9 protein-coding genes are annotated in these 12,248 nt (G+C 50.1%); 2 read left to right on the top strand and 7 right to left on the bottom strand.

Going from position 1 to position 12,248, the window contains the following annotated elements; genetic code table 11:
* The first annotated feature begins 238 nt into the window (after positions 1–238).
* Positions 239–1,477, top strand: a complete 1,239-nt coding sequence (locus OCV58_RS03975; protein WP_095628870.1) for a [Fe-Fe] hydrogenase large subunit C-terminal domain-containing protein — start codon at positions 239–241, stop codon at positions 1,475–1,477.
* Positions 1,478–2,047: 570 nt separating this feature from the next.
* On the top strand, positions 2,048–3,382 hold the full coding sequence (locus OCV58_RS03970) for an S-layer homology domain-containing protein (protein WP_095628947.1): 1,335 nt from the start codon (positions 2,048–2,050) through the stop codon (positions 3,380–3,382).
* An 889-nt stretch (positions 3,383–4,271) separates the two neighbouring features.
* Here the strand turns inward: OCV58_RS03970 and OCV58_RS03965 are convergent.
* The 7 genes from OCV58_RS03965 to mtnP all read right to left on the bottom strand — a co-directional run bounded on the left by OCV58_RS03965 (position 4,272) and on the right by mtnP (position 12,247).
* Positions 4,272–4,523 carry a hypothetical protein gene (locus OCV58_RS03965; protein WP_154877028.1) on the bottom strand — a complete coding sequence of 84 codons (252 nt, stop codon included), beginning with the start codon at positions 4,521–4,523 and terminating at the stop codon, positions 4,272–4,274.
* A gap of 401 nt (positions 4,524–4,924) precedes the next feature.
* Positions 4,925–6,067 carry a YibE/F family protein gene (locus tag OCV58_RS03960; protein WP_154877027.1) on the bottom strand — a complete coding sequence of 381 codons (1,143 nt, stop codon included), beginning with the start codon at positions 6,065–6,067 and terminating at the stop codon, positions 4,925–4,927.
* A gap of 6 nt (positions 6,068–6,073) precedes the next feature.
* Positions 6,074–7,573 carry a purple acid phosphatase family protein gene (locus OCV58_RS03955; protein WP_267312782.1) on the bottom strand — a complete coding sequence of 500 codons (1,500 nt, stop codon included), beginning with the start codon at positions 7,571–7,573 and terminating at the stop codon, positions 6,074–6,076.
* A 262-nt stretch (positions 7,574–7,835) separates the two neighbouring features.
* The gene (locus tag OCV58_RS03950; RefSeq protein WP_107195496.1) at positions 7,836–9,116 is read right to left on the bottom strand and encodes an amidohydrolase; all 1,281 of its coding nucleotides are present in this window, start codon (positions 9,114–9,116) and stop codon (positions 7,836–7,838) included.
* 20 nt (positions 9,117–9,136) lie between these two features.
* Positions 9,137–10,378, bottom strand: coding sequence for an adenosylhomocysteinase (locus tag OCV58_RS03945; RefSeq protein WP_087477417.1), 1,242 nt, complete (start codon positions 10,376–10,378; stop codon positions 9,137–9,139).
* A 17-nt stretch (positions 10,379–10,395) separates the two neighbouring features.
* Positions 10,396–11,451, bottom strand: coding sequence for an S-methyl-5-thioribose-1-phosphate isomerase (gene mtnA, locus OCV58_RS03940; RefSeq protein WP_154877025.1), 1,056 nt, complete (start codon positions 11,449–11,451; stop codon positions 10,396–10,398).
* Position 11,452: 1 nt separating this feature from the next.
* Positions 11,453–12,247, bottom strand: a complete 795-nt coding sequence (mtnP, locus tag OCV58_RS03935; RefSeq protein ID WP_095628864.1) for an S-methyl-5'-thioadenosine phosphorylase — start codon at positions 12,245–12,247, stop codon at positions 11,453–11,455.
* Position 12,248 lies beyond the last annotated feature (1 nt).

Below are 12,248 nucleotides of genomic sequence, written 5' to 3'. Positions count from 1 at the left end.
AAAGTCAAACATATGAACGGCGGCCCGAAGGGCTTCTTCCGTAAACATTTGTTTGGACGATGTATTTCTTTCTAGCCGAACAAACATTTTGTATCATGTTCATACGAATAGAGCTATCATGGCGACGCCGGAATATATACGAAGAAAATATAAAAAACAGATGCCAATATCAATAAAATTTGCTATGATATACATAAAAATAGATTATGCTTGACTGTGAGCTATAAGGAGGTTGACTATGCAGACGTTAGAAGAACTATACTGGCACTTGCTGAAACAAGGGGCCGACGGCAAACCCTTAGCAGTCGGCGGCGATGCAGACCCGAAACTGATCGGTTGCCTGATCCATCCTGAGGACAAGCCGCTGATTTGGCGCGTGAAGCCTTGTCTCTGTCCGCCAGACAGCCCAAGGGATTGTCAGACCGCCTGCGAGTGGGACGCTGTAGCGCTCGGAGACGAGGGCGTTGTGATTGACGATGAAAAATGTGTAGGCTGTCAGGCTTGCGTCGACGCCTGCAAATTAGATGCGCTGAAAACAAGTAAAGAAATCATCCCTGTCGTTCAAGAACTGCGCGAATATGACGGACCGGTCTATGCGCTGGTTGCGCCGGCCATATCGGGCCAATTCGGAAAGGATGTAACGATGGGCAAGCTGCGCACCGCTTTAAAATGCCTTGGGTTCACGGGAATGCTGGAAGTGGCCGTGTTTGCCGATATCCTGACGTTAAAAGAAGCGCTGGAATTTGACAAAAATATCCGCGACGAAACCCAATTCCAGCTGACGAGCTGCTGCTGTCCTATGTGGATTGCCATGATAAAAAAATTATATCATCAGCTGCTTCCTAACGTTCCCGGCTCAGTGTCGCCTATGATTGCCGGCGGCCGCACGGTTAAAAGGCTGCATCCGACGGCGAAAACCGTCTTTATCGGCCCCTGCCTAGCTAAAAAGGCAGAAAAGAAAGAGTCAGATTTAGTTGGCGCTATTGATTACGTACTGACCTATCAGGAATTGTCCGATTTATTTTCCGTTTCCAACATAGATCTGGCGTCTCTGCCGGAGGACAAGGTTCCTCATGCATCTGAAGCGGGAATCGGATACGCCTATGCCGGCGGCGTATCGGAAGCCGTTTCCCGAATGGTAGGGCAACTAAATCCGCACCGCAGCGTGACCATTCAGACCCGTCGCGCCGATGGCGTGCCGGAATGTAAAGCCATGATCAACGATATTCTGGCAGGAAACCACGGCGGCAATTTCTTCGAAGGAATGGGCTGTAAGGGCGGCTGTGTCGGCGGCCCGCGAGCTATTATTTCTAAAGAAGAAGGCAAAAAGCAGGTCCAGGCTTATGGAAAGGAAGCTCTGTATAAAACGCCGGCAGAGAATCCTTATGTCATCGAGCTGCTGAAGGAATTGGGCTTTTCAACAGTCGAAGAATTTTTAGAGAACAGTCGCCTGTATGATCGGGATATGGATACGTAATGACACATAGCGGTTATTGAATAGGGCTGACTAAAAAAACATACGCATAAACGACCCTTTTTCGCTGGAATCAGCAGAAAAGGGTCGTTTATGCCATCACCTAATAATATATAATTATATATTATTAAATAATTGAGTAAGTACAAGGATGAATTGTCAGATATCGACGCAGGAAATAGAATTGGGTTTCTCGCTATTCTTAAATACTTTATAAATATCTCGAAAATACATCATAATTATTTTGAAATATCTTTATTTTTACTAGAAAATAATTAACAAATAACACATAATATAATTATTTGTTATAACTATATAAGTTTAATAAATTACAAAGCAAGCCTTTATTGACATTAGAATATATTATACTGTACAATGAACATCAAGTTGAGGTGCGGCATCGAAACCAGTGCCGCAGGCACAACGAAATTAAGATAGACTATGTGAATTTCTCAACGCAGCAAAAGAGAGGAAACTAGGGAGACTCGCCAAATGCTCTTTGAGAAAATAGACTATCTGCCTGTAACAAAGCAAGATGTTTTCTATTTTATTCAAGAAGAGAGGTAGTTAATGATGAAAGCAAAAGTATTAGCAGCATTAGCAGCAACGATGGCTGTAGGCGCAACGTGCGCGTTTGCAGCCAACCCGTTTGTAGACGTACCGACCGACAGCTGGGCCTACAAATCCGTTGTAGAACTGGCCGACTCGGGCATTGTTCAGGGCGTAGACGGCAAATATTTCGAAGGTAACCGCAACATTACTCGTTACGAAGCTGCTGAAATGGTAGCTAAAGCCATGGCTCACATGGATCGCGCTACGGTAGAACAGCGCGCCCTGATCAACAAATTAGCTGACGAATATGCTGATGAATTGAACAATCTCGGTGTCCGCGTATCGAACTTGGAAAATAAAGTCGGCAATATTAAGTTTACTGGCGACGCTCGTCTTCGTTACCGTTATCAGAACGACAATAAATCTAAAGAAGACGACAACTCCTGGGATTACCGTATTCGCCTCCGCGGCACGGCCCAGGTTAACGACCGCGTAACGGCTACGGTCGGTCTCAGCACAGACAATCAGAACTTTGGCGCTAACGGTCAGGCTCATGACGGAAGCAACGATGTGTTTGCCGACATCATCAATGTAGACTACGCCTTCGGTTCCAACTGGAAAGTCAGCGCCGGCCGTACTTCTGCATACATTCTCGGCGGCCCCCGTTCTTATGGCTACCAGTACGGCGATGTATTCGACCGCGCTCAGCTGCAGTTTAACAACGGCAAATTTGCTGTAACAGGCGGCTATGGTAAATTTAAAGAAGGCGATATCGCCGGCGGCTTGGAAAAATGGGACGGCGAAGAAGTTGAAATGGAAGGCGTAAAAACGGCATATGGCGAAGTCGAAGGATTCTTCGGCAACAATACGGCTGTAGGCGTCTATTACAATAACTTCGTCGGCGGCGGCAATTCGGCTGTCGAAGGCGGCGACTTCTTTGCCGATGACCTTTGGGGCGCATATGCCAGCGTAAACTTCGGCTCCAAATGGAATGTCCTCGCTAACTATGAAAACGTAAACTTCGTCAACGGCGAAGAAAATATTAATGGCGATGACAATGCCAACGTATGGATTGGCCGCGTTACATACGGCAAAACCAGCATGGCTACTCCGAAGTCCTGGGATCTCTGGGTTGAATACCTCGACGCTGAAGACGGCGCGTTCTTAGGCGGCTCCACGAACAGCTGGCGCTTTGGCCAGATGGATAATATCAAATCCTGGGGTGCCGGCATCGACTACGTATTCGCTAAAAATGCTATGTTCAGCGTTATGCAGTCCTTTGGCAGCCAGACGAAAGATGGTCCTGATGCCGATCCGGAAGAACAGACACGGGCACAGTTCGTATTTACTTTCTAATTGCTGAACAACAAAAAAATCACCTGATTACAAAAGACCGAAGCCTTTCTCTCATAAGAAGGCTTCGGTCTTTGCTTATGAAATTATCAGCAGCACCTGACAGTTTTGCCTTTATAAAAGCGTTTTTACATGCAAAAACGACAAAGTCATATATAAACTTATAAAACTTATATAGAAGGGGCAAAACGGGGCTTAAAAGCCAAAATATGAAGATTGTCTGCAGAAAACTGCAAAGAGAATTTTACAGAAGTATAAATTAGCACCGGTATGATAGAAATATCATGTCAAGTTGAAAGTTTGAATCTGATGTGCAGCGACATCTGTATGTATATCATGTAATCCAGCTTGTTTGTATATCAATCAGTAACGAATTTACTAAACGACAATAGAATGCCGAAAAGCACTGCATTTGAAGAGAGGTACAGACTTGGCAGACAGATACTAAGCAATTAAAAGAGCTATAACTTGCCGGATTTTTCTCTTTTTAATTAGTTCCGATAATTTAACGTTATCGGAACTAAATAAATCCCCCGATACGGCCGTCGATGTCCTGATTGCTATAATGTGTACCAGCAATAAATTTATGCAGCAATACATGAAGCAATATCCCGGGATGATTACCCTTCTAAATTTTTTTCTAATACATCCATACCATATATTTTGGCTGCCGTGATTAGTCCTCAGTCCTGGCATACAGCATGTGCGCGGCAATTATATCCTATATAAACATGTAATTCCATACGGATTTACATGCATATCTGTAAATTTTACTAAAACTTATTTCAGTTGTTTCGTGAAACGGCAATATATCTATAAGCCCGACAAACTATATCAGAATTGGTTTTACAGCTGGCTGCTGGTGTGAATTTTATAAATTGAGAATAACAATCTATTTATTGACCTTGCCGATTGTTTCGCGAATGGCCATCCTGACGGCTTCGGCCGGAGACAGATCTTGGTCTTCGCAGTACGCCATAAATTGCTTATATTGCTTATCTGTCAAATAGGTAGAAATTCGATGGCGTTTCTTTTTCTCATCGTCTTTTTTAGCGGCACCTCTCTTCTTTTTTTGAGGCACTTCCTTTTCTTCGGGAAAAAAGTCAATGATCCTTTTTCTTTTTGGAACCTTTTCAAATTGCATATTTCATTTCTCCTTCTCTATTTTTTAGCCTAAATAAACGTAAATAAACATAAATTAATATAGATTAGATTAAATAAACCGCTAAAATAAGCGATTTCTCCCCTCTTTATATATACTGCATCCCTAGGTAAAAGTCAACGGATTTTACGAGGCCCAGCTTGCCCTTGAGTCGGAAAGACATTTATTTTTTCGGCGTTGACTACTATCTTCCTGACCAGTCGGTTTTGTCCGTATTTTGAAAAACTCTGCCATAGGTTCATGCCCTGTTTTTCATAAGGAGATATCTTCATTTTAGAATGATGATACTTGCAAATTATTTGCAGTATATATGCAGAAAGGCCTCATTTCACAGGCTTGTAATCCTATTGAAATGAGGCCTTTAATACATATGATGCTGGTTGTTATAGCTTTACAACTGTTTTTTTGCCGTTGTCCTTACGCCAGGTAAAGGCGCTCAGAGCCGCTGCGATAGGCACGGTGAATATGACGCCGAAGCTGGCTGAGAAGCCCTTCATAATTTCGATGCCAATTGAGTTGGAGTTGATGAGCTGCAAGTACGGCAAATCATACACGTAATCTAATACCCATGTTCCCAAGGAACCGCCGAAAAACGCCAGGATGAGCGTCGTCGACATGGTTCCCATGACGTCGCGGCCTACGTTCATTCCCGCCTGAAACAGGGCCTTGCGGCTGATTTGAGGATTATGCTTTTCGATTTCCGCACAGGCCGACGTCACGTCCATGGCAATATCCATGACGGCTCCTAAGCTGGCGAATAAGATGCCGGCAAAGAGAATCTGGCCTATGTCGATCATCGTATTCTGAGCGACAAACATGAGGCTTTCAATATTCGATACGTTGTAGCCGGACAGATTGACGGCCTGGCCAAAGATAATAGCTGAAATGCCGGCAGTCAGAATGCCTCCCAGCGTCGCCAAAAAGGCCGTGACGCTCTTTTTCGACCACCCGTTGATGAGGTACATCGTCGCCGCCAGGACAATGCCCGACGTGAGGATCGAAGCAGCAACGGGCCCTGTGCCCCGCAAGATCATGGGGAAAAAGAGAAATACAAAACAGATAAAGGTAAATAGTAAGGCGACGGCTGATTTGACGCCCTTTTTGCCGCCGACGACGCTCAGTAAAATCAGGAAGGCTGCAATGTACAGGTAAATCGGCAGGGACCGGTCGATGTTATATACCGTGTGCAGATCGAGCTGGCCGATCGTGCTGGATATGACGACGACTTCCATCCCCGGTTCGCAGACCGTGCCAAAGAGAAGACCGTTCGGGCAATTTGCCTGAACGGTTTTCCCGGCATGGATGCCGCTTTCAATGCGCAGTGACACGATTTGGTCGCCGACGCGGCTTCCGTTTTCCTGCACGTTATCCTGAATGATTTCTATGACCTGAGCCTTTTCAAAGGTACGGCCGTCTGTGTTGACCATCTGCGGTTTATCGACCTGATTGTACGATTGAAGGAAGTACCCTCCGGCGACGATACAGACGATGACGAGGAGCAAGCGAAACCATTTAGAATGTATCATCTGTCCTTAGTCCTTTATGATGCTGTACGAGCTGTCGATGGGCGTTCCTGTTTCAGCGTCATAGGTGTTGATGGTGAAGCTGTTATTCGTAATGCGGATAACCGAATAGGTCGGACGCCATGTCTGGCTGCGGGCGGCGATGTAATCCTGCTGCTGCGGAATGAGTTCGTAGAACTTGGAGCCTGTCGCAGAGTTGGACGACATGTAGAATACGCCCTTCGGGTTGCGGAGCACGCCCTGGCTCATGTCGGCAATGGTATAGCACATGTTCTGGGATACGTAATTGTTTTTAAATTCCTGATTTTTCAGGGCTGCATCCAGCAGGTTATGCTTCTGGCCGCACTGGCCGGCTACTTTGAACTGGTCAAAGGTTGCATGATCTTTGCCGTCGCTGCTCAGCTGGTATGTGCGGGCGTAAGTATGGTCATGGCCCTGAAGGACGACGTCGATCTTGTTGGCGTCGAAAATCGGCGTGAGCTGCGTGCGGAGCAGGATGCCGTCCGAATCGGAGTGGTCTTTGCCGCTGCCGTAAATATCCTGGTGCATGACGACGATGCGCCATTTCGTATCCGGATGGGCTTTGATGGCCTTTTCAATCAAGGCCTGATGGTCGGCGGCGTTGTAGTTATTGGCGTTGATGACGATGAACAGCGCGCTGCCGTAGGTATAGTAGTAACCGTAGCCGGCTTTAGTCGAATTCGTTTCTTCCGTAAAGGGATTCGGGACGTTGAAGTGATTCTGATAGCCCGACGTCATGCAGTCGTGGTTGCCGATGCTCGTAGCGGCAGGCAGGCTGCGCAGCGCGGCAGGAGACAGGTAGCCGGCATATTGATATTCCTGCATCTGAATCTTAGCGGCGCTCTGGTCTTCTGCCGGTTCGTTAATCTGGTCGCCAGGCGATACGAGGAAGTTGATTTCCGGATGCTGAGCCAAGGCGTAATTCAAGGTTTTTGCCCAGTTATACGAGTCGTTCCGGGCTGCGATGTCGCCGTTCTGTTTTGCCGTTCCTTCTGATGGAATCTGGCCGGACGACGCGCCGATCTGCGGGTCTCCGACGTACATGATTGTGAAATCGTCGGGGTTGCCCGTCTTAATCTGGTGGGCTTCCTGCCATTTGCCATTGAGTTTTACCTGGTACCAGTATGTCGTTTCCGGCTTCAGATCTTTTACCGTAACCTTGTTGGTGTAATAGGGTACGCCGCTGATTACCGTACCATTCTGGCAGGAGCCGTCGAAGGTTACGGCGTGTTTCATTGCCTGATTGTCGGCGATGCGGACCTGCGCGCGGTCGGCTTTTTCCTTGGAGTACCAGCCGAAATTCAGCTGAGAGGCGTCGGCGCCGGGAGCAATGGATACTTGTTCGTAATTGGTCTTAATGGCATCCCAATTGTCTTTCCACTGCTGCCAATCCGTATTTTCTGAAACGGTCGTTCTCGTCGTCACTTGCGGCGTAAGGGACGCATCGTTCCAATGCTCGGTCGCAGCAAATACGCCGAAAGAAGCCATACATAATACTGCTGCCACATACGCAGCAGCAACTTTCTTACTCTTTTTGACGTGAAATGGACACATAATTGCAACATCTCCTATTGAGCTATAAACTAGCAAAGGTATACTAACTGCTTTTACTTTAGGCCTTTTGTGTAAAGAAATGCAGGCGATTATGTGAAATATATGTAAAAAACTACTGCGCCCTATCCCCTCTGTCACCGGAGGCATGCAAAGACGGCCGCTCCCCCTTTCAGGGAACGGCCGTCTTGAGGTGGGATTATAAGGCAGAAAAGAGCTTTTCTTTGGTCCGCTCTGCTTCCGCTTTGATTTTTTCAATGTCCAGTGTCGTAAATTCCTTGCCTTTCAGCAACACCTTACCGTTTACCATGACCGTATCGACGTCGAAGCTGTTGGCTGAGTATGCCAGCAAGGACATGGAATCGTTTTTCGGATACCAATGGAGCCCTTCTCTGTCGACGAGGGTAATATCGGCTTTATACCCTGTTTCTAACTTGCCGATATCCGTATATCCGAGGCATGCTGCGCCGGCTTCGGTCATCATGTTGACAGCTGATTCAGCCGGGACGACTAAGGGGTCCAGCGTATGGGCCTTATGGATAAATGCGGCCAAATGCATTTCTTCCATAATGTCCAGGTTGTTGTTGCTCGATGCTCCGTCCGTGCCGAGGCCTACGACGATGCCTTTTTTCAGCATGTCCTGTACGGGAGCGATGCCGCTGGCCAGCTTTAAGTTGCTGCCCGGATTGTGAGCGACGCGGACGCCCTTCTTGACCATAATATCCATGTCAGCGTCGTCGACCCACACGCAGTGAGCCGCCAAACAGCCGCAGTCAAACAGTCCAAGTTCGTCCATCAAGGCGATAGGCGATTTGCCGTACTGTTTGACAATACTGTCTACTTCGCCCTTCGTTTCGCACAAATGCGTGTGCACTTCCGCCCCCAATTCGCCGGCGGCTTCGACGACCTGGCGGATGTAGTCGGGCGGGCACGTATAAGGGGCGTGGGGACCGAACATGACCGTAATGCGTCCGTCCGCCTTTCCATGCCACGTCTTGTAAAATTCCTTATTTTCCTGCAGCGCCTGCTGGGCATTGGGCGTCACGCCCGTCAAGCCGCGGCTTAGGGCGGCCCGGATGCCAGAGGCTTCTACGGCTCTGGCTACGTCGTCCATGAAGAAATACATGTCGGCGAAGCTCGTCGTGCCGCAGCGGATCATTTCGGCGATGCCTAGCATCGTCTGGGCGTATACGACGTCGCTGTCCAGCTTGTCCTCTGCCGGCCAAATCTTCTTTTCCAACCAGTCCATAAGCTGCATGTCGTCGGCGTAGCTGCGGAACACCGTCATGGCGATGTGCGTATGCGTATTGACGAAACCAGGCAGGGCCAGCATGGAACGGCCTTCGAGGACTTCATCGTAATCCCCTGCCTGGGGCGACGTCGGAAATCCCGTAATGACGCTGTCTGTCACTTCAATGTTCTGATGCTCTGTAATGACGTGGTCTTTGTATAAGGCTACGTCTTTGATCAACGTTTTCATCGGCTGTCCTCCCTGCCCAATCAGTCCAGATTTAAGTATTTGCGCTGTTCTTCCGTCAGGGTGTCAATGCTGTAGCCCATGGAGCGCAGCTTGATCTTAGCGATTTCCATGTCGATATCGCGGGGCAGGACGTATACGTGATTTCCCAGTTCGGCGTGATGTTCCAGAATATATTTGGCTGCCAGGGCCTGTACGGCGAAGGACAAATCCATGATTTCCGCCGGATGGCCGTCGCCGGCAGCGAGGTTTACCAATCGGCCTTCGGCCAGCAGGTTGATAATGCGGCCGTCGGGCAGTTCGTAGCCTTCGATATTATGACGGGCTTCAAAATGGCGTACGGCCAATGCTTCCAGTTCGGGACGGTTGATTTCTACGTCGAAATGACCGGCGTTGGCCAAGATGACGCCGTCCTTCATGTTCTTCATGTGTTCGCCGCGGATGACGTCCTTGTCCCCTGTCAGGGTGACGAAGATATCGCCTACCTTGGCGGCTTCGGCCATCGGCAGCACTTCAAAGCCGTCGAATACGGCTTCGATAGCCTTGATGGGGTCTACTTCCGTGACGATGACGTGAGCGCCCAGGCCCTTGGCCCGCATAGCGCAGCCGCGGCCGCACCAGCCGTAGCCGGCGATGACGACCTTCTTGCCGACAACGGTGAGGTTCGTCGTGCGCATGATGCCGTCCCACGTGGACTGGCCTGTGCCGTAGCGGTTGTCGAAGAGGTATTTGCAGTACGAATCGTTTGCCGCGATCATGGGGAATTTCAGCTGGCCCGCTTTATCGAGGCCATGGAGGCGGTTGACGCCTGTCGTCGTTTCTTCCGTGCCGCCGAGAAGGTTTTCCAGGGCGTCGGTCCGCGTCGTATGGAGCAGATGAACCTGGTCGCCGCCGTCGTCGATGATGATATCCGGATGATGGTCCAGAGATTTGTTGAGGAAATTGAAATATTCTTCCTCTGTCGCGCCATACCAGGCATAGACTGTCAGGCCGTCTTCTACGAGAGCTGCGGCGACGTCGTCCTGCGTCGACAAGGGATTGCTTCCCGTGACGATGACGTTGGCGCCGGCCCGGTGCAGGACTTCGGCCAAGTACGCCGTTTTAGCTTCCAAATGGACGCTGACGCAGACCGTCTTGCCTTTAAAGGTCTGTTCTTTAGCTAATTCGTCGCCGATAGCGTTCAGCGCCGGCATGTAGTGGTCAACCCAGCTGATTTTTTCATGACCGCTCTTAGCTAATTTGATGTCGCGAATAATAGATTCCATACGATAAGACTTCCTTTCTATATATTGAAAAATGCATGAACCTGCGCAGTGTCAGGCTTGCGGATAACCCCTTTTTCCGTAAAAATAGCCGCGATATTCTCGTGAGGCGTTACGTCGAAGGCCGGATTAAAGACGGCGGCTTCCGGCAGCGCCGTCGGTACTCCCTGAATGGAACGCACTTCGTCATGATTTCGCTCCTCAATGGGAATTTGTTCCCCCTTGTCCAGGGACAGGTCGAAGGTCGAAATCGGGGCGGCGACGTAAAAGGGAACGCCGTGTTCCTTCGCCAAAATCGACACGCCGTAGGTGCCGATTTTGTTGGCTGTGTCGCCGTTGGCTGTAATGCGGTCGGCCCCGACGATGACGGCGTCGACGCCCTTCGTCTTCATGACCCAAGCGGCCATGTTGTCCGTAATGAGCGTCACGGGAATGTCGTCGGCCATGAGCTCCGATACGGTGAGGCGCGCTCCCTGCAGGAGGGGCCGCGTTTCATCGGCATAAACCATGCGGATCAGCCCACGTTTGTGAAGAGAGCGGATGACGCCCAGAGCCGTGCCGACGCCGGCCGTAGCCAGCGCCCCGGCGTTGCAGTGCGTCAATATCGTCAGAGGCTTACCTGCCGCGGCTAATTCTTCGGCGCCGTATTCCGACATGGCCGTGTTGATTGCCACATCTTCGGCCTGCATGGATTTCGCTTTGTCTTCCAGCAGCTGGAGAATAGACGAGACCGGTTGTTCCTCTGCTCCATACGCCGCGGCTTTCATCGTTTCCAGGGCCCAGTGCAGGTTGACAGCCGTAGGCCGGGCTTCGTCGAGGCAGCGGCAGCATTCGGAGAAATCGGCAAGGAACTCCGAAGTCGACTCATAGTCGCGGGTTTCTGCCAGCATGCGGGCAGCCAGGACCGAGCCGTAGGCCGCGGCGACGCCGATAGCCGGTGCACCCCGCACGGCGAGGATGGAAATGGCGTCGTATACGTCTTGCCATTTTGTGCACGTAATATAGGCTTCTTCCAGGGGAAGCTTCGTTTGGTCCAGCAGGACCAGCTGGCCGTTCTGCCAGCGCAGCGTATCCATATTACACCGTAAAGCCGCCGTATTCCTGCAGGGCGTGGCGGCACAGGCAATCGTCGTCGCCGTACAGTTCGACGGCTTTCATGATCAGGGTACGCAGGCGGAGAGAGTTTTCCGCCATGCAGTCTACGACTTCCGAATGAGTCAGGGCGGACGGAGAAATGCCGGCGGCAAAGTTCGTAACCATGGAAACCGTAGCGTAGCAGATTTCAGCTTCCCGGGCCAGGCAGACTTCCGGCACGTTGGTCATGCCGACGAGGTCGCCGCCCAGCTTTTCGTACATCTTGATTTCCGCCGGCGTTTCAAACCGCGGTCCTTCCGTGCACACGTAGGTGCCGCCGTTATGCAGGGCGTATCCTCCCAGTTCGTCAGCCGCTGCCATGAGAGTACGGCGCAGGGTCGGGCAGTACGGCTCGGTCATATCGACGTGGACGACGCCGTTTTCCCCGCCGTCAAAGAAAGACGTATGGCGCGACTTCGTAAAATCGAGGAACTGGTCGGGCAGGACAAATTCGTTCGGCTTAAAGTCGCGGTTCAGGGACCCGACGGCCGTCGTCGAAATAACGGCTGTAACGCCTAACCGCTTTAAGCCCAGCATGTTGCCCCGGTAGTTGATCAGATGAGGCGGTATGGAATGGGTTTTACCATGACGGGGAAGGAAAATCAGTTCTTTTCCCTCATACGTGCCGCGGACATAATGGATCGTACCGTAAAAGGTGTCCATGTGATGCTCTTTGGCGTTTTTCAGCATCTTGATATCGCAGACGCCCGTACCGCCGATGATGGCAATTAAGCCCATA

The sequence above is a fragment of the Megasphaera stantonii genome, from assembly GCF_025567065.1.
In the GTDB taxonomy this organism is placed as follows: domain Bacteria; phylum Bacillota; class Negativicutes; order Veillonellales; family Megasphaeraceae; genus Megasphaera; species Megasphaera stantonii.
This window is presented reverse-complemented; position numbering and strand designations above follow the sequence as displayed.